This window comes from Kitasatospora saccharophila, assembly GCF_039529925.1.
Lineage (GTDB): Bacteria > Actinomycetota > Actinomycetes > Streptomycetales > Streptomycetaceae > Kitasatospora > Kitasatospora saccharophila.
Map to the genome: position 1 here is coordinate 109,296 of NZ_BAAANS010000024.1, position 22,747 is coordinate 132,042.

Here is a 22,747-nt window from a genome sequence, read left to right on the forward strand (position 1 = left end):
CCACCGAGCGGCAGAAGCACCATGACCGACCGTACGACCACGACCGCCCCCGGCGAGCAGCTGGACCGGGCACCGGCGCTCGACCGCCGACTCGTCCCCCCGATGGTGCTCGGCTCCGTCCTCAACCCGATCAACTCCACCATCATCGCCGTCGCGCTGGTCCCGATCGGCGCCGCGCTCGGCGCCTCGCCCGCGCAGACCGCCTGGCTGGTCTCCGCGCTGTACCTGGCCACCGCGCTCGGACAGCCCGTGGTGGGACGGCTGATCGACCTGTTCGGCCCGCGCCGGCTCTTCCTCGCCAGCACCAGCCTGGTCGGCGTCGCCGGGATCGTCGGCACCCTCGCGCCCAACCTCGGCACGCTGATCGCCGCCCGGGTCGTCCTCGGCTTCGGCACCTGCGCGGGCTACCCCGCCGCGATGGCCCTGCTGCGCGCCGAGTCCCGGCGCACCGGACAGGACAGCCCCGCCGGGGTGCTCACCCTGCTCGCCGTCGCCAACCAGACCGTCGCCGTGATCGGCCCGCTGCTCGGCGGACTGCTCACCAGCGCCGGCGGCTGGCGCAGCACCTTCGCGCTGAACATCCCGCTGTCGGTGCTCGCCGTCACCCTCGGCGCGCTGCGCCTGCCCAGGCAGGACCCGGGAGCGGCACCGGAGACAGGACCCGGGACGGGGCCGAAGGCGGCGGGCGGCGCCGGCCCGCTGCGGCGGATCGACCTGCCCGGCATGGCCCTGTTCGCCGTCCTGCTGCTCTCGCTGCTGCTGTTCCTGATGCACCCGCACGCCGACCGCTGGTACCTGCCGCTGCTCACCCTGGCCGCCGCCGTCGCCTTCACCGTCCGCGAGCGCCGCGCCGAACAGCCGTTCATCGACGTCAAGGTGCTCGGCGGCAACACCCCGCTGCTCCTCACCTACGCCCGCGCGCTGGCCGCGTACGTCGTCTCCTACGCCTTCCTGTACGGCTTCGCCCAGTGGACCGAGGAGGGCTTCGGCCTGTCGCCGCTGCAGGCCGGGCTGGTGCAGGCCCCGACCTTCCTGGTCGGCATCGGCGTCTCGCTGCTGGCCGGGCGGCGCGGCGGCATCCGGGCCACCCTGCTGGTCGGCGGCCTCGGCCAGGTCGCCGCCTGCCTGCTGATGCTCGCGCTCGGCGCGCACAGCCCGCTGTGGGCGCTGGCGGCGCTGGCCGTGGTGTTCGGCGTCCCGCAGGGCGCCAACGGGCTCGCCCTGCAGAACTCCGTCTTCCAGCAGTCCGACCCGGCCCGCACCGGCTCCTCCGCCGGGCTGCTGCGCACCTTCGCCTACCTCGGCTCGATGGTCGCCTCCGCGGCGACCGCCGCCGCCTACGGGCCGCACGCGGGCACCGCCGGAATGCACCAACTGGCCTGGATCATGCTGGGCGCGGCCGTGCTGTTCCTGCTGCTCACCGCCTTCGACCGGACGCTGCCCGCGCTGCGCGCCCCCGCGGCGGCCCGTTCCTGAGCCGGTCTCAGCTGCTGCGGGCGCCGGAGACGGCCGAGCCGTCCATGTAGTCGCGGACGTGCACGATCAGCCCGTCCCGGACCCGCAGCACCAGCAGGCCCGGCACCGCGAAGGCGCCCCGGCCGCCCGCGATCTCGCCGCGCACCACCTGCTCGACCACCAGCACCTCCGGGTCGGTCGACACGTGCAGCGCGCTCTCCTCGACCTCGACGGGCCGGACCGGGCTGGCCCCCCACGCCGCCCCGTACCCGGCGCGCACCGCCTCCCGGCCCTCGTAGCGCTCCGGGAAGCCCGGGAAGCGGAACGGGAACTCGTGCACGGCGTCCGGCGCGTACAGGTCGGCGAGGGCGTCCGCGTCCAGGTCGAGCATCGCCCGCCGGTAGCGCGCCAGCACGTCCTGCGGAGTGCGGTCGGACGGGGACGGGACGGCAGAGGACATGGTGAACTCCCGTGACTGGTGGGAAAGTCGGTGTGCCCACGAGCCTACTGCGGTCCGGCGCCGCACCGGACGGGATTCCGGATCCCCGCTGCGGCAGGATGGCGGGCGTGCGACTGCCCGGGACGACACCACCGCCCAGAACGACCCGACTGCCCAGGACGGTGCCGGAACTCCCGGCCGCCCACGGCTACCGGCTGCGCCGCTGGGGCCCGGAGGACACCGGGCTGCTCCGCGAGGCGGCGGCCGACCCGTACATCCCGCTGGTCACCAGCGTGCCCGCGCCGTACAGCGAGGGCGCCGCGGCCGCCTACCTGGAACGCCAGCGGCGCCGGACCGAGATCGGCACCGGCTACCCCTTCGTGATCGTCGACCCGGCGGGCCGGGCGGTCGGCGACATCGGCCTCTGGACGGGCGAACTGCCGCTGCGCGGCCGGGCCACCGTCGGCTACTGGGTGGCCGCCCCCGCCCGCCGCCGGGGCGCCGCCGGGGCCGCGCTGGCCGCCGTCACCGACTGGGCGCTCGGCGAACTCGCCGTTCCCGCAATCGAGTTGTACGTCGAACCGTGGAACACCGGCTCGATCCGCACCGCCGAACGCGCCGGCTACCGGCGCACCGGCCCACTGACCGCCCACCGACCGCCGGACGGAGAGCCGCGCGACACCTGGCGCTACGTCAGGCCGTAGCGCCCCCGCCCCCGCCCCGGCCGTCCGTCGTCCCGCTCGAAAAATGATCAGCAGTCGAACAACTCGCGCCCTACTCTTCCCGCATGGACCGCGTGAACGTCAGCACCCTCGCCGAGCGACCCGAACTGGCCGACGCCCTTTGGGAGATGCCTGACAGCTGGCCCGCCTTCGTGTTGCAGGATCCCGTCAGCAGGGCCTTTGTCGGCCGGATCCCCGAGGTGTTCCGCGACCACGTCCTGGTCGCCACGGACGGCGACGGCACGTTGGTCGGCCGCGCGCTCAGCGTCCCGTTCCGACTGGCCGGCCCCGAGCGCAACGGTGAGCTGCCCCCGCGCGGTTGGGACGAGGTGCTGCTCCGGGCGTTCGCCGACCACCGCCGCGGCGAGACGCCGGACACGGTCGGCGCGATCGAGATCGCCGTCCGCCCCGATCTCCAGCGCCGCGGCCTGTCCGGGCGCTTGCTCACGGCCCTGCGCGAGAACGCCCGCAGCCGCGGATTCGCCGAAGTCGTCGCTCCCGTCCGGCCCAGTGCCAAGCACCACGAGCCGCAGACGCCGATGAGCGAGTACGCCTTCCGGACGCGGGAGGAGGACGGACTCCCGCACGACCCGTGGCTGCGCGTCCACGTCCGGGCGGGAGCGGTGATCGAGAAGGTGGCACCGGCGTCGATGACCGTCGCCGGATCCCTCGCCGAATGGCGCGAGTGGACCGGCCTGCCCTTCGACCGGCCCGGCGACGTCATCGTGCCCGGCGCACTCGCACCCGTCCACTGCCGGCTGGAACGTGACTGCGCCGTGTACGTCGAGCCGAACGTCTGGGTGCGGCACCGGGTGAGCCGGGTAACTCCGGCGCGATCACCGGGGACGGGCCCCGCGACCACGCACTAGGCTGCCGCAATGGCCACCGTGAACGCCGCGAGCACGCCGGGGAAACCCGTTGAACTGGTGGTGTTCGACTGTGACGGGGTGCTGGTCGTCGAGGACAGCCCCGCCGGGATGCGCGCCGCCCGGGCCGCCGGGATGCGCCGCCTCGGCTACACCGGCGGCCCCACCGGACGGGCGCTCGCCGGCGGGGAGTTCGGGCACCGCCACTTCGGGAAGGACGGGTACCAGGAAGGAGGCGGGGACGGCGCGCCGGACACCGTGCTGTTCTCCGAGATGCGGCACCTGCCCGCGCTGCTGCGCACGCTCACCGCGGGCTGACCGGACGGCGGCTCCCGCGCCCCGTCCCCACCGTGAGGAAGGACCCCCGCCATGGCCAAGCCCCAGCTGCCCGCCGGGTACACCGCCCGGCCGTTCGACCCGTCCGCCGACCTGCCCGCCGTGCTCGACCTGCTGACCGCCTGCGAGCGGCACCTGCACGGCGACGCGGCGGTGGAGGCGGACGCCGGGGAGTTCGCCGCGGTGCTGGCCCGCCCCGGCTTCGACCCGGCCGCGGACACCCTGCTGGTGCACGGCCCGGACGGCGGCCCGGTCGCCTGGGCGTGGAGCGACCGGCGCTGCGAGTGCCGGGTGCACCCCGCGCACCGGGGGCGCCGGATCGGCACCGCCCTGCTGGGGTGGATGGAGAGCCGGGCCGTCGAACAGGGCGTCGGCAAGCTGGTCCAGGTGGTCGCCGACCTGGACGCGACCGGCCTGGCGATGCTGCGCACCTACGGGTACCGGCCCAAGGGCGCCAGCTGGCTGCTGGAGATCGCCCTCGACGGCCTGCCGGCGGACGGCGAACTGCCGCCCGGACCGGCCGGGGTGACGATCCGTCCGTTCCGGGCCGGTGACGCCCGGGACGAGCACCAGGCGCACCGGGTGGTCGAGGACGCCTTCGCGGACTGGAAGGCCCGCCGGATGGACTTCGCCGAATGGGCCGAACACGCCGTCCACCGCGAGAACTTCGCCCCCGAGCGCTCGCCGCTCGCCGTCTCGGACACCGACGGCCGGGTGGTCGGCGTCGCCCTGGCCCTCGACCAGCCCGGCAGCGGGGACGGCTACGTGGAGAGCCTGGCCGTCGACCGCGACCACCGCCACAGGGGCATCGCCCGCCACCTGCTCCAGCACACCTTCCGGGCCTGCCGGGACGCCGGGCTGAGCCACTGCACGCTGTGGACGCACTCCGGGACGGGCGCGCTCGACCTGTACCTCAAGGTCGGCATGACGGTCCGCTACACCAGCGTGGTGCTGGAGAAGAGCCTGCCGGGCTGACGGGCCCGCTCAGCCGGGCCCGTCGAGCAGGTCGAGCAGCCGCAGCGCCTGGCGCTCCCCGGTGCCGGGCGGGTTGCGGGCCGCCGTCGAGGCGTCGGCGGTGAGGAACACCAGCCACAGCAGGGCGAACAGGCGGCGGCACTCCAGCAGCCGCAGCCGCTCGGCGGGGGAGAGCCCGAACCGGGCCAGGAAGGCCCCGGCGTCCAGGCCGCCCTCCGCCCAGGCGGAGACGTGCTCGACCGTCTCGGCCAGCTCGTACGGCCGGTCGGAGCGGCCGGAGTCCTCGAAGTCGACCAGGCGGACGTCCGCGCCGTCCCACAGGGCGTTGGCGAGGTTGCCGTCGGCCTGCCCCAGCACCGGCACCGAGGACGACTCGCCCGCGCACAGCCCGTCCTGCGCGCCGTCCAGCCAGCGCAGCCCCGCGGTCAGCGCTCGCCGCGCCGCCGCACCGCGCACCGCCCCGGCCCGGGCCCGGACCGCCGCCGCGGACTCCCCGACGTCCCAGCGCCGCCGGGGCAGCCGCGCCGCCTCCGCCGCCGGGACGGCGCCGTGCAGCCGGTGCAGGGCGCGGGCCAGCGCGGCCAGCCGGTCGTCGGTCAGTTCGGTGCCGCGCAGCACCGTGCCCGGCAGCCGGGACATGGTGACGGCGCCGTCCGCGCGGGCCAGCGGGCGCGGGGCCAGCCCCGGGGCGTGGCGGTCGAGCAGGGTCAGCGCCCGCCACTCCCGCTCCGGGTCGCCGTCGGAGTCCGGGCGGAAGCGCTTGTGCACCGAGTCGGGCCGCAGTTCGACGCCGTGGGTGGTCCACCGCTGCGCCATGGCGCGTCAACTCCTTCCGCGGTCAGCGGGATCAGGGGTTCCCGTCGAGGGCGGCGAGCAGTTCCGGGCCGGACCAGGCGGGCGGCGCGGACGCCTGCTCGGCCGCCCGGACCAGTTCGAGCAGGCGGCGGTTGGCCGGGGCGGGCAGCCCGTGCCGCTCGGCCAGCGCGACCACCTCGCCCTGCAGCTCGCCGACCTCGGTGGGGCGTCCGCGCTGCAGGTCCTCCCACATCGAGGAGCGGGCCCGGGCGTCCACCCGGAGGCTGGCCGCCGCGACCCGCCGGAACACCGCGTCGGGCAGGTCCAGCACCGAGGGCATCCACTGCGGCGGGACGGGCGTCAGCCTGGCCGGGGACAGCCCCGCCGCCGCGAACACCGCCAGCGCCTCGCGCTGGCAGCGGGCCAGCACCAGCCGGTACGGGCGGCTGCCGAGCTGCTCGCGCAGCGGCCGGCCGGAGAGCGCGTTGACGGCGTTGTTCAGGTTCATCAGCAGCTTCGCCGCCTGCACCCGCGGCATGTCCGGGCGCAGCCGCACCGGCAGCCCGGCGGCGGCCGCCGTCTGCGCGAACCGCCGTGCGGCGGAAGCCCGTTCGAGCACCAGCTCGCCGCCGGTGCCCTGGTGGAAGGAGGCCGGGCCGGTGCGCACCACGTTGTAGGGCACCATCCCGGCCAGCACCGTCCGGCCCGGCAGCGCCTCGTGCAGCGCCCGGGCGTTGTGCAGGCCGTTCTGGAAGCTGATCACGGTGCTACGCCCGTCCAGGTGCGGGTCGAGCAGCCGGGCGGCGGCCGCGGTGTCCGCGGACTTGACGGTCACCAGCACGTAGTCGGCGCCCGCCGCGGCCGCGGCGTCCACCGCGGTGCGCGGCCGGGCGTGCAGCCGCCGGTCGCCCGGGCCGGTCAGGGTCAGGCCGGCCCGGTCCAGCTCGGCCATCGCGGCGGCCCGGCCGATCAGCGTCACGTCGGCGCGGGCGGCCAGCGCCCCGCCCAGCCGGCAGCCGATGCTGCCCGCCCCGAACACGGCGATCCGCGGCGGCAGGGTCGAACGGTTCTCGGACACCGGCGGCTCCTTCGACAACGGCGTCAGCGGCACGGCCCCACGGCCGACGGCCCAGAGGTTACCGCCCGGTCCTGCGGGGCCCACCCGCCGGGGCGGGCCCGGACGGCCGGCGGGTGACGGGAAGGGGGCGGCACGGGTGCACGCCGGACGGCGGTCCGGGGCGGCGGCCCGCCGGGGGTGTGGCGGCCGGCGCGACCGGGCAGGGGGCGGTGCGTGAACGCACTCCTCCAGCTGTGGGAACGCGGCGAGCGCCCCGCCGACGACGGCCTGTACCGGGCGGACGGCCGGGCCTGGTACGTGACGGAGGACTACGGCCCCGACGACCTGGCCGGCTTCGCCCTGGCCGAGCCGACCAGCGTCCGGGAACTGCTCGACCCGGAGCGGACCACCAGCGCCGACACCCACCCGGCCGGCCACCTCGTGCTGCCCGACGGCTCCGGCACCCTGGTGTGCGGCGACGGCTCCCTCGGCTCCGAGGGCTTCGTCGCCCGCCTCGGCCCCGACGGCGCACCGGTGTGGCTGCTGACGCTCGCCGACGGCAACCCGTTCGAGGCGATCGCGCTCACCGGCACCCGGGCCCGCTTCACCAACAACCGCGGCCACGGCCTGGTCGTCGACCTGGCCGAGCCGCCGTACGGCCCCTGACCGGACGTTCCCCGCGCACCTCAACCCGCGGACGGCCCCGACGGCCCCGACGGCCCCGCGGAGCGCTCCGCCGGCGGCGCCAGCCGGGACGCCAGCAGCGCCGCCACGTCGTCGTCAGCGGGCCCGCCCGCGTAGCGCCGCAGGTCCCGGCGCAGGCCCTCCAGCAGCGCGACGTCCGAGTCGCCGCTCCAGCGGGCCAGCCGCTCGGTCAGCGGGTAGAACTCGCCGCGCCGGTCCCGGGTCTCGCTGACGCCGTCGGTGTACAGCAGCACCCGGTCGCCCGGCCCGAACGGGAGGGTCTGCGGGTGGTACTCGCTGGCCACCAGCGCCGACAGGTTCAGCGGCGGCAGCGGCACCTCCGGCTCCACCGGCCGCAGCCCGCCGTCCGGCCGCAGCAGCACCGGCGGCGGGTGCCCGCAGTTGAGCAGGTACGCCTCCGGCCGGTCGTCCGGGATCTCCAGCAGCACGGCGGTGGCGAAGCGCTCCGACGCGTCCAGCGAGGTGGCCCGCTCCGCGTACCGCTGCAGGCCGATCTCCAGCCGGCTCGCCAGCGCGGGCAGGTCCCGCGCGTCGTACGCGGCCTCCCGGAACGAGCCGAGCAGCGCCGCCGCCATCTCCACCGCCGGCAGGCCCTTGCCCTGCACGTCGCCCAGGATGATCCGCACCCCGAACGGCGTGCGCACCGCCTCGTACAGGTCGCCGCCGATCTGCGCCTGCTCCGCCGCCGCGTTGTAGTACAGCGTCAGGCCCACGTCGCCGAGCCGGTCCGGCAGCGGGCGCAGCACCACCTGCTGCGCCGTGCGCGCCACCGAGCGCACCAGCGCCAGGTCGCGCTCGCGGCGCACCCGCATCCCGGCGGTGTACGAGGCGGCCAGGGTGACCGTCACGGTCGCGGCGATCACCGAGGCCGCCGCCGCGCCGACCTCCCGGTCCCGGAGCAGGGCCAGCACCACCTCGGTGGCCACCGCGATCAGACCGATGGTCAGCGTCCCGAACGAGCCCCAGGTCGCCGCGGCGAGGGCGGGCGCGGCCGCCACGAACCGGTCGTAGCGCTGCCCGGCCGGGGTCTCGGCGTCCGCCACCGCGGACAGGGCGATCAGCAGGAAGGGCGACACCCGGACGACGGTGGCCAGGCGCGGCCGGAAGCGGCCGGGGGATTGGTCGTTGATGGTGGGCATGACCCGCAGAACGCTACCGGCGCCGTCCGTCCGATGGTGGGAGGCGCGGGCGGGGTGGTGATCACCGCCGTTCCGGGGGCGGCCCGGGAAGGGGCCTGACCTGGTTCGACGCCGCCCCGACGGGGGGTCGGCCGAAGTCCGGCACTGTGTCAGAGGCGCAACAGGACGCCTGACAGATTGAATGATTGTCCTATGTCAACGGGACGACAAGACTCGTGCCCCTCAACCGAGTCACATCCGCGCCGACCCCGATTGCCAAGGTGAAAATGACCGCCATCCCCGTGGCCCCGCCGGAGAACCGGTGGGCGACGCCCAAGCGCGTGAGCCTGGTCCCGCTGGTCGCGCTGATCTTCTTCAGCGTCTCCGGCGGGGCCTACGGCATCGAGCCGCTGTTCTCGACCTCCGGCCCCGGGATGGGCATCCTGCTCATCCTGGTCGCCCCGCTGATCTACAGCGTCCCGCACGCCCTGGTCTGCGCCGAGCTGGGCACCGCGATCCCGGTCGAGGGCGGCTACTACCACTGGGTCAAGCGCGGCCTCGGCCGGTTCTGGGCCTTCCAGCAGGGCGTGCTGCAGTGGGTGTGCAGCTTCGTCGACATGGCGCTCTACCCGGTCATGTTCACCTCGTACCTGTCCAGCCTGATCGGCGCCGTCGCCCCCGGCGAGCACGTGTTCTTCGAACTCCACCTGTTCAAGGCCGACATCGCGGTCGACCTGAACTGGGTGATCTGCGTCGGCGTCATCGTGCTCTTCACGCTGCTGAACCTGATGGGCGCGGGCTGGGTCGGCGACTCCTCGGTGGCGTTCGCGGTCATCTGCCTGACCCCGATGCTGATCCTCACCGCCATCGGTGGCTACCACCTGCTCACCGACGGCACCAACCCGGTCTCCTCGATGACCGCCGAACAGGGCCAGTCCACCTGGAACGCCTTCGGCTCCGGCCTGTTCATCGTGATGTGGAACTACTCCGGCTGGGACTCGGTCTCCACCGTGGCCGGCGAGATGGAGAACCCGAGGAAGCACCTGCCCAAGGCGCTGTTCTGGTCCGTGCTGCTGATCGTCGTCGGCTACCTGCTGCCCTCGCTGGCCGCCCTCGCGGTCGGCGCCGACGGCGAGAACGGCTGGAAGGGCTGGAAGGACGGCTCCTTCTCCGACATCGCCGGCGAACTGGCCGGCCCCTGGCTGCAGTACACCGTCACCATCGGCGGCCTGTTCGCCTCGGTCGCGATGTTCTCCGCGCTGCTCGCCTCCTACTCCCGGCTGCCGTCCTCGCTCTCGCACGACGGCTACCTGCCCAAGTGGGTCTCCAAGGAGAGCAAGCGGTACCGGATGCCGATCGCCTCGATCATCGGCTCCTCCGTCATCTACGCGCTGTTCTGCTTCTCCAGCTTCAGCAACCTGGTGATCTTCGACGTCTTCCTCACCAACATCGGCATCCTGCTGGAGGTCGCCGCGCTGATCGTGCTGCGGATCCGCGAACCCGAACTGGAGCGCCCCTACAAGATCCCCGGCGGCTGGTGGAGCATCGGCCTGATCACCCTCTGCCTGACCGCCGTCAGCGTCTGGGCCGCCATCGAGCAGTACGACGAGGAGGGCACCAAGGCCGTCGTCTACTGCCTGATCGTGGTCGGCGCCGCCCTGCTGCTCTACCCGCTGCTCTCGCTCCGCAAGGCCGCCCGGGAGACCGCCGCCGCCGAACGGGCCGCCGCGCGGCTCGCCGCCGGGGTCGAGGCGTACGGGCTGTCAGAGTGGCAGCCGGACTCGGCACACAGTGACAAGGCCGCCGGCGGCACCGCGGCCGATAGCGTCGAGGCATGATCAACAGCTTCGCCCTGCACGTCCCGGACGCCGAACTGGAGCCCGAGCCGCTCGACCCCGGGCAGATCGTCTCCGGCACGCCCGAGGTCACCGGCAAGGTGGTCTGGGAGTCCGCCGACGGGCGCCGGATCCGCGGGATCTGGCAGATCACCCCCGGCGTCGTCACCGACACCGAGGCGGACGAGATGTTCGTCGTGCTCAGCGGCCGGGCCACCGTCGCGTCCGAGGACGGCCCCGTCCTCGAACTCGGCCCCGGCGACCTCGCGGTGCTCCGCGCGGGCGACCGCACCACCTGGACCGTCCACGAGACGCTCCGCAAGGTCTACGCGATCGACCTCGGCCCGGAGCCCGCCGAGCACGAGGACCGGTAACACCCGAAGCACCCCGCGGCCGGGCCGCACCCCGCGGCCGGGCCGCGCACCCTCCCAAGGCAAGGAACCGAGAGCATGGACCCCGTACACGCACTGCGGGACGCCAAACCCACCCCGTTCTGGCTGGAGGACCCGGGCCGCCCGGCCGCGAACTCCGCCCTCACCGGCGACGTCCGCTGCGACCTGCTGGTCGTCGGCGGCGGCTACAGCGGCCTGTGGACGGCCCTGATCGCCAAGGAACGGGACCCCGGGCGGGACGTGGTCCTGATCGAGGCCAACGAGACCGGCTGGGCCGCCTCCGGCCGCAACGGCGGCTTCTGCGCCGCCAGCCTCACCCACGGCCTCGGCAACGGCCTGGAGCGCTGGCCCGACGAGATGGCCGCGCTCGAACAGCTCGGCGCCCGCAACCTGCAGTCCATCGAGGACGCGGTGACCGGGCACGGGATCGACTGCGACTGGGAGCGCACCGGCGAACTCGACGTCGCCACCGAGCCCCACCAGGTCGAGGAACTCGCCGAACTGCACGAACTCGCCAAGCAGTACGGCGACTACGAGTTCCTGGACGCCGACGCCGTCCGGGCCCAGGTCGCCTCCCCGACCTACCTCGGCGCGCTCTGGGACAAGGACGGCGTGGCGATGCTCCACCCCGCCAAGCTCGCCTGGGGCCTCAAGCAGGCCGCCGAGCGGCTCGGCGTGCGGATCTTCGAGCACACCAAGGCCCTCGACATCGCCGAGTCCGGCCCCGGCATGGCCGTCCGCACCCCCTACGGCCGGATCCTCGCCCGGCAGGTCGCCCTCGGCACCAACGTCTTCCCGTCCCTGGTCAAGCGGATCCGCCCGTACACCGTGCCGGTCTACGACTACGCGCTGATGACCGAACCGCTCAGCGCCGAACAGCTCGCCGCGATCGGCTGGCAGGGCCGCCAGGGCATCGGCGACAGCGCCAACCAGTTCCACTACTACCGGCTGTCCGCCGACAACCGGATCCTGTGGGGCGGCTACGACGCCGTCTACCACTACGGGGCCAAGGTCCGCAGCGAGTACGACCAGCGGCCGCAGACCTACCAGACCCTCGCCAAGCACTTCTTCCAGACCTTCCCGCAACTGGAGGGCCTGCGCTTCACCCACGCCTGGGGCGGCGCCATCGACACCTGCACCCGGTTCTCCGCCTTCTTCGACACCGCCTACCACGGCAAGGTCGCCCTCGCCGCCGGCTACACCGGCCTCGGCGTCGGCGCCACCCGCTTCGGCGCCGAGGTCATGCTCGACCTCCTCGCCGGACAGCGCACCGAGCGCACCGCCCTGGAGATGGTCCGCCGCAAGCCCCTCCCGTTCCCGCCCGAGCCCGTCCGCTGGGCCGGCATCGGCATCACCAAGTGGTCCCTCGACCGCGCCGACCGCAACGCCGGCCGCCGCAACCTCTGGCTCAAGACCATGGACAAGCTCGGCCTCGGCTTCGACAGCTGACCCCCACCTGCCCCCCCACGACGGCCGCCCGCGCCCCCACGCGCGGGCGGCCGTCAGCCGGTCAGCTGCTCGCCCGCCGCGGCGGCCGCCTCGCGGGCGGCGTGTTCGACCTTGCGGTGGTGGGCCGACCACCACGCGGCGTCGCCCTCGGGGAGGAGGGCGTCGGCCGGGCGCAGGCCCGTGGCGCCGTCGAGCAGTTCGCGGAGCAGGTCGGCGTGGCCCGCGTGCCGGTGGGTCTCGGCGACCACGTGCAGCAGGACCCGGGCCAGGCTGAGCCTGCTGTACGGGGGCCACGGGACCTCGCCGAGCGCGTCCAGCGGCAGGGCGTCGACGGTGGCGTCCGCGTGCGCCCAGACCCGGCGGTAGCCGTCGAGCAGGGCCGCCCGGCTCTCCTCCGGGCGGGCCCACAGGTCGGCGTTCGGCTCGGCGGCGCCCGCCGCCCACAGGCCGGGGCCGCCCTCGAACGGCCGGCCGAAGGCGGTGCCGAAGTACACCGCCTCCGCGCCCGTCAGGTGCTTGACCAGCCCCAGCAGGTTCGTCCCGGTCGGGGTCAGCGGGCGGCGGGCGTCGTACTCCGACAGGCCCTCCAGCTTCCACACCACCGCGTCCCGGGCGTCCTGCAGGTACAGCTTCAGATCCCGCTTGCTCGCGGCGAGTCGCCCGTCCGTCTCCGTCATGCACGGAGTCTGTGCGGACCCCGGGGCGGACGGCAAACGGTTTCCGCGCCCCGGCCCGGGCGGGTCGGTCAGGTGGTGACGGCGAAGACCAGCAGGCCCTCCGGCTGCTCCTCGACCACCTCGACGTGCTCGACCACCGCGCGGGAGGGGCCGTGCCGCATCCAGGCCACCATCTCGGCCACCGCGGCCGGCTCCCCCTCGAAGACCGCCTCGACCCGCCCGTCCGGCAGGTTGCGCACCCAGCCCGCCACGCCCGCCGCCGCGGCCGCCCGGCGGCAGGAGTCGCGGAAGAAGACGCCCTGCACCGTGCCCGAGACCAGTACCCGCCGCCGGATCACCCGTCGTCCGCCTCTCGTCGTGCTCGTCGCGGCCCGCGGGCCGCCCGTGCTGCCAGCAGGTATACCGCAGCGGGGGAGGCCCGGGGGCGGACGGCGCGCTGGGGCGCGGGGCGCGGGATCCTTCGGCGGCCCGGGTGCGAGCTGACGCGCGTTCACCCGCCGCAGGGCGCCGAACCGGCGGTGGAACGGCGAGTTCAGCGCGCGGGGGACTCCCGCACCCACACCATGCCGCGGCCCGACTCCGCCGGTGCCCGCACCCCGTCCTCCTCGATCCGGTCCAGCCGGTAGCCGAGCCGGCGGGCCACCGCGGCGCTGCGCAGGTTCGCCTCGTCGCAGTGGATCTCGACCCGGTCCACCGCCGGAAGGCCCACCAGCAGCTCGGTCAGCGCCCGGGCGGCCCTGGTCACCACGCCCCGGCCCAGGTGGTCGACGTGGCACCAGTAGCCGATCTCCACCGCGCCGCCGCCCAGGTGGTCGTGCAGCCCCGCCATGCCCAGCGGCGTCCGGCCGTCGGCCGCGAAGACCCCGTAGGTGTAGCTGCCCCCGGCGTCCGGCCAGGCCAGCGACTCGGCGAACCGCTCGGCGTGCTCCGGCTCGGTCGGCATCCGGTCCGCCCAGCCCATCCACGGGTGCAGGTGCGCGAAACTGGCCTCGATCATCCGGTAGCGCACCTCCTCCTCGCCGGCCCGCCAGCGCCGCAGCACCAGCCCCTCGGCGTCCAGCCGGTCCGGGACGTCACCGGGCCGCAGGACGGGCGCGGACGCGGGGACGGGAGCGGGCGGTTCCGGGGGCGGTGCGGAGTTCATCCGTGCACTTTCGACGGGCCGGGCGCGGGCCTGGCAGGAGAGAAGGAGAACCTACCCTCCGGAGGACCACCCGTCCCCACCGGGTCCGGCCACCGGCCCCCGCCGGCAGACGTCATCCGCGCGTAACGCGGCCGCAGTGGTCACGACAAGAGCCGCGCCTAGGCTTCCGGAGCGACGGGCGGACACGAGGAGGGGGTTCCCACGGACAGGCGAGGGGCGCGACCGGACTGGCTGACCCACCCGCTGCGCTGGCAGCGCGGACCGGTGCCCTGGGCGGCCACGGTGCGCGGTGCGGCCGGGATGGCCGTTCCGCTGGGCCTCGCGGTCGCCGCCGGACGGCCCGCCGAGGGGGTGCTGGTCGGGCTCGGTGCGATGTTCGCGGGCGTCAACGACCGCCCCGCCGGGCGGCGCACCGGCGCCGTGCAGCAGGCCGTCCCCGCGCTCGCCGGCGCCCTCGGCCTGCTGATCGGCGCCGCCACCGGGTGGTGGGCGGTGCCGCTGCTCGGCGCGGTCGGCGTGCTCTGCGGGGCGATCAGCGTCACCGGGCCGGTCGCCTCCGCCGCCGCCGTCCAGCTGATGGTGCTCACCGTGCTCGGCTGCGGGATGCCCGTGCCGCTGCCCGGCTGGGCCAAGGCCGGCTGCTACCTGGCCGGCGCGGGCTGGCTCCTGCTGCTGCGTCAACTCACCACCCACCCGCGCCCGTTGCACGCCGAACGGCAGGCCGTCGCGGCGGTCTTCGACGCCCTCGCCGACGCCCTCGACGCCACCGGGACCGATCGCGCCGAGAACGCCCGCCGCCGCCTCACCGCCACCCTCGACCGGGCCGGCGACCAACTGCGCACCGACCACGACCACACCCTCGCCACCCGGCTCGCCGCCGCCTCCGCCCTCAGCGAGGCGGGCGTCGCCCTGCTGCGCGACGCCCGCCCGCTGCCCGCCCGGCTCGCCGCCGGCCCGCGCCGGCTGGCCACCGCCGTCCGCACCGACCGCCTCCCCGGCCCGCTGCCCGTCCCCGTCGCCGAGACCCCCGCGACCGCCGCCTTCGACCGGGCGGTCCTGCGGGCGGCCCTGGCCTTCGCCGAGACCTCGCCCGCGCCGGGCGGCCCCGCACACGGGCGCGGGCACGCACACGGACACGCGCACGGGCGCGAGCAGGCGGGGAGCGCGGCCGGGTCGCACGGCCTCGGACGCAGGCTGCGGCGGGAGCTGGCCCGCTGGGTGCTGGGCGGCCCGGGCCGGCGGACGGGCGGCCTGACGCCCTGGGGCCGGGCCGGACGGGCGTACGGGGTGCGGGTCGGGGTGTGCGTCTCGGCCAGCGCGGCGCTCGCGCTCGGACTGCGGACCGGACACTGGTACTGGCTGCCCGTCACCGCCGCGTTCCTGGTCAAGCCCGACCTGGGGCCGCTGTTCTCGCGCGTCGTCAACCGCTTCGCCGGGACGGTGGCCGGCGTCCTGCTGGCCGCCGCGCTCGCGCCGGTGCTGCCCGGCCGGTGGTGGCCGGTGGCCGCGGTGGCCGTGACCGGGGCGCTGATCCCCGTCGCCCAGCGGCACTTCGCCGCGCAGACCGCCGTCATCACCGTCACCGTCCTGGCCTTCGTCACCACCGGCGGCGACCACGGCGCCGCCCCCGGACGGCTCGCCGACACCGCGCTGGCCTGCGCCCTCGTCCTGCTGGTGGGCCACCTCCCCGGCCTCGCCGACACCCGGGCCCGGGTCGGCCAGCGCGCCGCGCACGCCCTGCGGCACACCCAGCGCTACCTCGACCACGTCCTGCTCGCCGAGCACCGGGACGCGCCGGACACCGACGCCGCCCGGCGCGCCGAACTGCGCCGCACCGCCTACCGCACCCTCGCCCAGGCCCGGGCCGCCGCCGAGACCGCCGCCGCCGAACTCCACCCCGGCGGCCCGGCCGGACCCGACTGGCTGCGGCTGACCGTCCACGCCGAACGGCTCGCCGACGCCGCCACCGCGTACGCCGTCGAACGCGACCACGGCGCCCCCGCGCCGGCCGCCCCCGCCGCCCGCACCCTCACCCGCAGCCTGGCCGCGGCGGCCGACGCGCTCGACCGCCCGGGCCCGGCCGGCGTGCCGCCCGCGGCCGAGGCAGTGCTGCCGCCGGAGCTCGACGGGGTGGCGGCGGAGGTGCGGCGGATAGGGGCGCTGGCGGTGGGGTGAGCGGGCTCCGCCGGCCGGGGTGACCGCGGTTCCCGGTGCCGGACCGGCCTGCCGGACGGTATCGGTAAGGACTCTTGACAGTCGTGCGGAGCAGACCACGACCATTGGTCCGGACCAGAGGCCGCGAAGGCCGAAGTCCGCTGGTTTCCCCCACAGTTGAAGGGAGCGCGGTCCATGACAGGACCCGTTCGCAGACCACTCCGCGCCCTGCTCGCCGGAGTCCTCGGCGTCACCGCCCTGGCCGGCCTGACGCTGACCGGCACGGGCACCGCGAGCGCGGCGGGCACCCCGCTGCCCGCCCGCGTCTTCGCCCCGTACTTCGACGCCCGGAGCGGCGACAGCCTCGCCACCGTCGCCGCGCGGTCCGGCAACGCGTTCGTCACGCTGGGCCCCGTCCACGCCGACGCCGAGGGCTCCTGCACGCCGTACTGGAACGGCGACCCCGGCACGCCGGCCTTCCGGGTCGACGAGGCACCGAGGTTCACCGAGGACATCGGCCGGCTCCGGGCGGCCGGCGGCGACGCCGTCCTGTCGTTCGGCGGGTACGCGGCCGACCGCGCCGGCACCGAGATCGCCGACAGCTGCACCGACGCCGGGGCGGTCGCCACGGCCTTCCAGAACGTCGTCCTGTCGTACGGCGTCAGCCGGATCGACCTGGACGTCGAGGACGCGTCACTGGCCGACTCGGCCGGCATCGACCGCCGCAACAAGGCGATCAAGCTGACGGAGGACTGGGCCGCGTCCACCGGCCGCGGCCTCCAGTTCTCGTACACCCTGCCGACCACCCCCGCGGGCCTGACCCCCGGCGGCCTGGCGGTGCTGCAGAACGCGCTGTGCAACGGCGCCCGGATCGACGTCGTCAACCTGCTGACGTTCGACTACCGCGACGGCCCCCGGCACGACATGGCCGCCGACACCCGGACCGCCGCGCAGGGCCTGCACGACCAGCTGCAGCGGCTGTACCCGGCCCGGACGGACGCCCAGCTGTGGGGCTCGATCGGGATCACCGAGATGATCGGCGTCGACCACTACGGCCCGGCGGAGACGTTCGGCACCGCCGACGCCGCCGCCGTCGAGAGCTGGGCGGAGGACAGGGGCATCGGCACCCTGTCGTTCCGGTCGCTGCAGCGCGACAACGGCGGCTGCCCGGGCACGGCCGGGTCGGACTCCTGCTCGGGCACCGCGCAGGACAACTGGCAGTTCAGCAGGGCGTTCCAGCCGTTCACCGACCCCCCGCCCGTCCACCACTCGCCCTCCCCGACCCCCTCCTCGCCCTCCCCCTCGATCACCGACGAGGGGCCCAGCTTCCTCATGCACGTGAGCCGGGACGCGGGCAGCGCGGTGGCCGGCTCGTCGGTGACCACCACGGTGAGCGCGGCGGTCAACCACGCCCAGGTGGAGTACGTGGCGGTCGGGGTCAGCGGCCTGCCGGCGGGGGTCACCGCCTCGATCAACCCCTCGGTGGTCTTCACCAGCTACCCGGGCAACCAGAGCGACTCGGCCGCCACCCTGACGCTGGTGACCTCGGCCGCGACCGCCCCCGGCACCTACCAGCTGGCGGTGACCGGACGGGGCAACCAGTTCCGTACCGAAACGACCTACACCCTCACCGTGGTCAGCCCCGTCCCCCCGCCGCCCTGCGCCCTCGCCACCTGGAACCCCGCCCGGGTCTACACCGGCGGTGACACCGTCTCCTGGACGGGCCACAACTGGCAGGCCAAGTGGTGGACGCAGGGCGAGCGGCCCGGAGTCGGCGGCGAATGGGGCTCCTGGAAGGACCTCGGCACCCACTTCTGAGCCCGGCCCGGCCGCGCACCGTGCCAGGCGGGGTGGGCGCGCGGCCCGTGGCCTCGGACGTTTGATCGGTCGTCGGCGGAGCGCCTATGGTGCGCCGGTGAACGAGTTCCCGGCCCTGGACGGCCTGTTGACCGAGTTGGAGCAGGCCGCCGCGGCGGCCGACGGCGCGCGCGCCGAGCGGGCGTTCGGGGCGCTGGTCGGCGGTCTGCAGGCCGCCGACGACGCGCAGTGCCACGCCGTGGCGGGCCGGCTGGCGGCGCTGGTGCCGGCCTACCCGCCGGTCTGGCCGCGGGCGATGCCCGCGCTGGCGGCCGGGTTCTGCGTCGAGCGCGGCGCGGACCCGATGGACTGCGCGGGCCCCGTCCTGGCCGGCCTGCGCGAGGAGATCGAGGCGGCCCTGGAGTGCGCGGCCCGATGGCCGGACGGCGCCGGGGAGTTGCCCGCACCGGACCGGGCGGACATCGACGGGCTGATCGGGACGCTCGGCGGCGACCAGCGGGCGGTGCGCCTGGCGGTCGCCTGGTGCGGCCTCCGGGAGTGGTTCCCGCCCGCGTTCGCCGTCCTCGGCAGCGCCGCCGTCCGCCGCCGGTACGCGGCCGAACTGCTCCCCGCGCTGGGCGAGTTGGACGCACTGGACCGGCACGGGCTGCGGCCGCTGCACTGCACCGCGGCGCTCCTGGACGAACCGCTGACGGTGCTGCACCGGCCCACCGGCACCGGCTACGAGGTGCGGATCAGCGGCATCGGCGACAACTTCCAACTGCACGTCCTGCTCGCGCACGTCCTGATCGGCGGCGGCCACCTGCCCGGCACCGCCCCCGCGCCCGAGGTCGTCCGGCTGGCCACCGACCCGGCCCCCGCCACCGGCCGCTCCGGGGTGATCGCCCGGGGCGCCTTCGAACTGCTCGCCCCGGACGGCCGGAGGATCTGGAACGAGGGCCTGCCCGCGGACGTCCCGGTGGTCGACGGCCGCCGCCTGCTGGTGCTCGACCACCCGGCGTACCAACGGAGTTGGAACGCCGACCGGTACTTCCCCGAGCTGCCCGGCAGTGCCGAACTGCTGCGCGTGCTGCCCGCCGAGGAGGCCCGCGCCCGGTTCGCCACCACCACCCTGGGCGGCTGAGGGCTGAGGGCTGGGGGCTGACAGCGGATGACGGCGGCCGGGGACGGTCGGGCCGGGCGGGGAATTCCAGGGGACGAGAGGAACGGGAGAGGCATGGAAGAGCGCACGGAGGCCCGGATCGAGGAGGCGGGCAGCGTCCTGGTCGCACCGCCGGAGCGGTGGGCGGAGGAACCCGTCCGGGAGTTCCTCGGCACCAGGGCCACCCCGGAGCAGTTGGCCGCCGGCGAGGTCGACCCCACCGGCCGGAGCGTCTACCTGTACGGCGCCGGGGCGGGCGTCGAGAAGCACCGACTGCGCGGCGCGGAACGGGTGTTCGTCGTCCGGGAGCAGGACGGAGCGGCGGACGGCGCGCCGTGGCCGGTGGTCGACCCCGGGCGGCTGCCCGCCCGGGTGCACGGCGTCGGGGTGTACTACCGCCGGTTCTTCGACCCGGCGGACGACCACTTCGCCCGGATCGCCGCCGAGCACGCCTTCCAGTCGCTCACCGAGTCCACCAAGCCCGGCACCGCCCACCGCAGCGGGATCTACCTGACCCCCGTCCGGCAGGACGGCGCCGAACTGCACTTCCGGCTGCTGCGCTGCTCCACCAACCTCTCCGGGCCCACCGAGGGCTTCCGGGCCACCGACACCCGGATCGTCGCGGAGCTCGACCGCGAGGCCGCCGCCGTCCTGCGCGGGCAGGCGCCGCTGAACCACGTCCTCGCGCAGATCTACCACAACACCCCCGCCGCGGAAGGGCGCCGGCAGGCCAAGGCCAGGATCTCCGCCCACGCCGACAAGACCAAGGACATGCCCGCCAACGGCCTCATGGCCTTCTGCACCTTCTACGACCGGCTCGACGGACTGGAACCGCTGCCCGGGGACGCCCACGACCTCGGCGTGCGCGGCGTCAGCGCGCTGACCGGGCTGCGCTTCCGCCTCAAGGAGCGCACCGCGCACACCGACGCGGCCGGACTCCCGCCGGACTTCACCCTCACCCTCCACCCCGGCTCCGTCCTGCTGGTGCCGCTGTCCACCAACCGCCTGTACACCCACGAGATCCGCCCCTCCGCCCTGCCCGCCGAACTGCTCCCGACCCGCCTGGGCTACGTGGTGCGCTGCTCGAACGCCGAGGCCGTCCACCGGGAGGGCCGGACCTTCCTCAAGACCGGGCACGGGCCGGTCGCGCTGGAGGCGCCCACCCGGGACGGCATGGACGAACTGCGCCGCAGCTACGCCGAGGAGAACCGCAGCACGTCCGTCGTGGACTACGGCGGCCAGCCGCCGTTCAGCATGAACGAGGGGGACTACCGTGCACCCCGGCCCTGAGCTCCTCGACGGGATCCGGTGCCACGACCTGCCCGCCGGGGAGGACCCGTTCGCCGAACTGCTCGACTCGGTCCGCTGGGAGGAGACCGGCCGGGGCCGCCGGACCGCCGTGATCGTCCGGGTCGGCGCGGACGGCGGGGTCCCGCTGGTGCGCACCACCGCCCGGTACGCCGAACCGGCCCAGCGCTTCCGGCCGGTGCACGAGCGGCTGGCCCGGCTGGTCCGGGAGCGCGCGGGGCTCCCGGACGGGCTCGACAACGCGCTCGTCGAGCTCTACACCAACGCCTACACCAGCATGGGCGCCCACAGCGACCTGGCGCTCGACCTGGCCGCGGGCTCCTCGATCGCGCTCTACTCCTGCTACCGGGACCCCGCCGGACCGCCCAGGACGCTGCGGTTCGAACCCAAGGACGGCGTGCCGGGCCGGGACTTCGCCGTCCCGCTGGTCCAGCACGGCCTGGTGGTGCTCCCGCTCGCCGCCAACCGCCGCTTCCGGCACCGGATCCTGCTGGAGCCCACCGCCCGGGCGGTGGACAACGAGTGGCTCGGCGTGACCTTCCGGACCTCCGCGACCCCGGTCCGGTACCGCGCCGGGCGCGCCCACCTCCCGGCCGGGGAACTGCGGGCCGCCACCGAGGAGGAGCAGCACGAGTTCCGCCTGCTGCGCCGCCGGGAGAACCGGGAGACCGACTTCGGCTACCAGCCGCTGGCGTACACCGTCAGCCCGAGCGACCTGCTGCCGCCGGTCTGACCCGCTGCCGCCCGGGGGCGCGGTCACCCGGCGGTCACCGGACCGACGGGCGGCCGACACGTGAACGGACCGCGGGGGAGGAGGGCGGGGCCGGTAGGATCGGCTGGCACTGACAACGTTGACACCGTGGTCGACGCCGGGGTCGGCGCCGGGGGGCGGCCACGGATCGGTGCACCACCGGAACCACCCGCTGTCGCCTGGAGTACCCGCATGCCACTGGCGCTCGTCGCCCTCGCCGTGACCGCCTTCGCGATCGGCACCACCGAGTTCTCCGCGATGGGACTGCTCCCGCAGATCGCCCACGGCCTGGACCGGACCATCCCGCAGACCGGCTGGCTGATCTCGCTGTACGCGCTGGGCGTGGTGATCGGGGCGCCGCTGCTGACCGCCGTCGCCGCGAAACTGCCCCGCAAGACCGTGCTGATCGGCCTGGCCGGACTGTTCACCTTCGGCAACCTGCTGTGCGCCGTCGCCCCGAACTTCGCCTTCCTCGCCGTCGCCCGGTTCGTCACCGGCCTGCCGCACGGCGCCTTCTTCGGCGCCGGAGCGGTCGCCGCCGCCGAACTGGTCGCCCCGCACCTGCGGGCCCGCGCCCTCTCGGTGATGTTCTCCGGGCTGACGGTCTCGAACATCCTCGGCGTGCCCGCCGCCACCCTGCTCGGCCAGCACCTCGGCTGGCGGGCCGCGATGCTCGTCGTGGTGGCCATCGGCCTGCTCGGCGCCGCCGCCATCGCCCGCTACGTCCCGCACCTGCCCAGCCACCCCGGCGCGGGCCTGCGCAGCGAACTCGCCACCTTCCGCAGCGGACAGCTCTGGCTGGCCCTGGCCACCGTGGTGTTCGGCTGCGCCGGACTGTTCGCCTGCTACACCTACATCACCCCCGCCCTCACCGACGTCGCCGGGTTCGCCAAGGGCTCGGTCACCCTGGTCCTCGCCCTGTTCGGCGTCGGCATGACCCTCGGCAACGTGATCGGCGGCTACGCGGCCGACCGGGCGCTGCGCCCCTCGATCTGCGCGACCTTCCTGGCGATGGCGGGCGCGCTCGGACTGTTCGCGCTGACCGCGCACAACCGCTGGTCCGCCGCCGCCACCGTGGTGCTGATCGGCCTGGCGGGCTTCGCCACCGTCCCGACCGTGCAGACCCTGGTGATCCAGAAGGCGCGCACCGCCCCCACCCTGGCCTCCGCGACCGTGCAGGGCGCGTTCAACCTGGCCAACGCGATGGGCGCCTGGCTCGGCGGCCTGGCCATCGACGCGGGTTTCGGCCTGACCTCGCCCTCGCTGGTCGGCGCGGGCCTGTCGCTGCTCGGCTTCGCGGTCGCCGCGGTGTCCTGGTCGGTGGACCGGCGCGGGCCGGTGGCCGTCGCCGACCGGCCGGTGCCGTCCGACCAGCCGGTGCCGTCCGACCGGCCGGAGACGGTGACCGCGGCGGGCTGACGGGAAGTCGGCTCTCGACGCGAGCCGGGTGCAGATGATCTTATGAGCGGGTTCGGGTCCCCGTGCGAGGGGCCCGTCCGGAAGGCCCGCGCCCCGAAGGAGATTCCCAATGGCATTGTCAAGCCGGGGTGGTGACGCCCAGTGATCGGGTCATGCCGCTGCGGCGGCCGGGCTCGGTGTGACTGCCTGGA

At 75.4% G+C, this 22,747-nt stretch carries 22 protein-coding genes; 15 read left to right on the forward strand and 7 right to left on the reverse strand.

All coding sequences use genetic code 11. The annotated features are described in order from the left end of the window. The first annotated feature begins 21 nt into the window (after nt 1-21). Nucleotides 22-1,476, forward strand: a complete 1,455-nt coding sequence (locus ABD345_RS18920; RefSeq protein ID WP_344553463.1) for an MFS transporter — start codon at nt 22-24, stop codon at nt 1,474-1,476. A 7-nt stretch (nt 1,477-1,483) separates the two neighbouring features. On the opposite strand, the gene ABD345_RS18925 is transcribed toward ABD345_RS18920, so the two are convergent. Next, nucleotides 1,484-1,915, reverse strand: a complete 432-nt coding sequence (locus ABD345_RS18925) for a nuclear transport factor 2 family protein (protein WP_344553465.1) — start codon at nt 1,913-1,915, stop codon at nt 1,484-1,486. A gap of 107 nt (nt 1,916-2,022) precedes the next feature. On the opposite strand from ABD345_RS18925, the gene ABD345_RS18930 reads away from it, so the two are divergent. The 4 genes from ABD345_RS18930 to ABD345_RS18945 all read left to right on the forward strand — a co-directional run bounded on the left by ABD345_RS18930 (nt 2,023) and on the right by ABD345_RS18945 (nt 4,793). After that, nucleotides 2,023-2,598, forward strand: coding sequence for a GNAT family N-acetyltransferase (locus ABD345_RS18930; RefSeq protein WP_344553466.1), 576 nt, complete (start codon nt 2,023-2,025; stop codon nt 2,596-2,598). An 83-nt stretch (nt 2,599-2,681) separates the two neighbouring features. Next, nucleotides 2,682-3,485, forward strand: coding sequence for a GNAT family N-acetyltransferase (locus ABD345_RS18935; protein WP_344553468.1), 804 nt, complete (start codon nt 2,682-2,684; stop codon nt 3,483-3,485). A 9-nt stretch (nt 3,486-3,494) separates the two neighbouring features. Then, a complete protein-coding gene (locus ABD345_RS18940) occupies nt 3,495-3,800 on the forward strand; it encodes a hypothetical protein (protein ID WP_380271705.1) in 306 nt (101 codons plus the stop codon). Between the two features lie 51 nt (nt 3,801-3,851). Then, complete coding sequence (locus ABD345_RS18945; protein WP_344553469.1) at nt 3,852-4,793, forward strand: GNAT family N-acetyltransferase; 942 nt, start codon at nt 3,852-3,854, stop codon at nt 4,791-4,793. A 9-nt stretch (nt 4,794-4,802) separates the two neighbouring features. Here the strand turns inward: ABD345_RS18945 and ABD345_RS18950 are convergent, their stop codons facing one another. Continuing rightward, nucleotides 4,803-5,609: a phosphotransferase gene (locus tag ABD345_RS18950; protein WP_344553470.1), complete on the reverse strand. Its 807-nt coding sequence runs from the start codon at nt 5,607-5,609 to the stop codon at nt 4,803-4,805. Between the two features lie 31 nt (nt 5,610-5,640). Beyond that, complete coding sequence (locus ABD345_RS18955) at nt 5,641-6,666, reverse strand: 2-dehydropantoate 2-reductase (RefSeq protein WP_344553471.1); 1,026 nt, start codon at nt 6,664-6,666, stop codon at nt 5,641-5,643. A 213-nt stretch (nt 6,667-6,879) separates the two neighbouring features. Between ABD345_RS18955 and ABD345_RS18960 the strand changes: the two genes are divergently transcribed. Continuing rightward, on the forward strand, nt 6,880-7,311 hold the full coding sequence (locus ABD345_RS18960) for a hypothetical protein (RefSeq protein ID WP_344553472.1): 432 nt from the start codon (nt 6,880-6,882) through the stop codon (nt 7,309-7,311). A gap of 20 nt (nt 7,312-7,331) precedes the next feature. Here ABD345_RS18960 and ABD345_RS18965 read toward each other — a convergent pair whose 3' ends face one another. Continuing rightward, on the reverse strand, nt 7,332-8,489 hold the full coding sequence (locus ABD345_RS18965) for a PP2C family protein-serine/threonine phosphatase (protein ID WP_344553473.1): 1,158 nt from the start codon (nt 8,487-8,489) through the stop codon (nt 7,332-7,334). A gap of 266 nt (nt 8,490-8,755) precedes the next feature. Between ABD345_RS18965 and ABD345_RS18970 the strand changes: the two genes are divergently transcribed. From ABD345_RS18970 to ABD345_RS18980, 3 genes are all read left to right on the forward strand, one after another. Beyond that, complete coding sequence (locus ABD345_RS18970; RefSeq protein WP_344553474.1) at nt 8,756-10,306, forward strand: APC family permease; 1,551 nt, start codon at nt 8,756-8,758, stop codon at nt 10,304-10,306. Continuing rightward, complete coding sequence (locus ABD345_RS18975; protein ID WP_344553475.1) at nt 10,303-10,677, forward strand: cupin domain-containing protein; 375 nt, start codon at nt 10,303-10,305, stop codon at nt 10,675-10,677. The genes ABD345_RS18970 and ABD345_RS18975 overlap by 4 nt, the downstream gene beginning before the upstream one ends. Before the next feature lie 75 nt (nt 10,678-10,752). Next, a complete protein-coding gene (locus ABD345_RS18980; protein ID WP_344553476.1) occupies nt 10,753-12,144 on the forward strand; it encodes an NAD(P)/FAD-dependent oxidoreductase in 1,392 nt (463 codons plus the stop codon). A gap of 53 nt (nt 12,145-12,197) precedes the next feature. On the opposite strand, the gene ABD345_RS18985 is transcribed toward ABD345_RS18980, so the two are convergent. The 3 genes from ABD345_RS18985 to ABD345_RS18995 all read right to left on the reverse strand — a co-directional run bounded on the left by ABD345_RS18985 (nt 12,198) and on the right by ABD345_RS18995 (nt 13,965). After that, entirely contained in the window at nt 12,198-12,821 is a 624-nt protein-coding gene (locus ABD345_RS18985) for a DinB family protein (RefSeq protein ID WP_344553477.1), read from the reverse strand. A 68-nt stretch (nt 12,822-12,889) separates the two neighbouring features. After that, nucleotides 12,890-13,159 (reverse strand): acylphosphatase, encoded by a 270-nt coding sequence (locus ABD345_RS18990; RefSeq protein ID WP_344553478.1) that lies wholly within the window; start codon nt 13,157-13,159, stop codon nt 12,890-12,892. A gap of 194 nt (nt 13,160-13,353) precedes the next feature. Then, nucleotides 13,354-13,965, reverse strand: coding sequence for a GNAT family N-acetyltransferase (locus ABD345_RS18995; RefSeq protein ID WP_344553480.1), 612 nt, complete (start codon nt 13,963-13,965; stop codon nt 13,354-13,356). A gap of 300 nt (nt 13,966-14,265) precedes the next feature. Between ABD345_RS18995 and ABD345_RS19000 the strand changes: the two genes are divergently transcribed. The 6 genes from ABD345_RS19000 to ABD345_RS19025 all read left to right on the forward strand — a co-directional run bounded on the left by ABD345_RS19000 (nt 14,266) and on the right by ABD345_RS19025 (nt 22,556). Further along, nucleotides 14,266-16,140 carry an FUSC family protein gene (locus ABD345_RS19000; RefSeq protein ID WP_344553481.1) on the forward strand — a complete coding sequence of 625 codons (1,875 nt, stop codon included), beginning with the start codon at nt 14,266-14,268 and terminating at the stop codon, nt 16,138-16,140. A gap of 174 nt (nt 16,141-16,314) precedes the next feature. Then, nucleotides 16,315-17,937 (forward strand): chitinase, encoded by a 1,623-nt coding sequence (locus ABD345_RS19005; RefSeq protein WP_344553482.1) that lies wholly within the window; start codon nt 16,315-16,317, stop codon nt 17,935-17,937. A gap of 97 nt (nt 17,938-18,034) precedes the next feature. Continuing rightward, nucleotides 18,035-19,060, forward strand: a complete 1,026-nt coding sequence (locus ABD345_RS19010; RefSeq protein WP_344553483.1) for a hypothetical protein — start codon at nt 18,035-18,037, stop codon at nt 19,058-19,060. Nucleotides 19,061-19,153: 93 nt separating this feature from the next. After that, nucleotides 19,154-20,368, forward strand: coding sequence for a hypothetical protein (locus ABD345_RS19015; protein ID WP_344553484.1), 1,215 nt, complete (start codon nt 19,154-19,156; stop codon nt 20,366-20,368). Continuing rightward, the gene (locus tag ABD345_RS19020; RefSeq protein WP_344553485.1) at nt 20,352-21,119 is read left to right on the forward strand and encodes a hypothetical protein; all 768 of its coding nucleotides are present in this window, start codon (nt 20,352-20,354) and stop codon (nt 21,117-21,119) included. Before ABD345_RS19015 ends, ABD345_RS19020 begins: the two co-directional genes overlap by 17 nt. Before the next feature lie 210 nt (nt 21,120-21,329). Beyond that, nucleotides 21,330-22,556 (forward strand): MFS transporter, encoded by a 1,227-nt coding sequence (locus ABD345_RS19025; protein ID WP_344553486.1) that lies wholly within the window; start codon nt 21,330-21,332, stop codon nt 22,554-22,556. Nucleotides 22,557-22,747 lie beyond the last annotated feature (191 nt).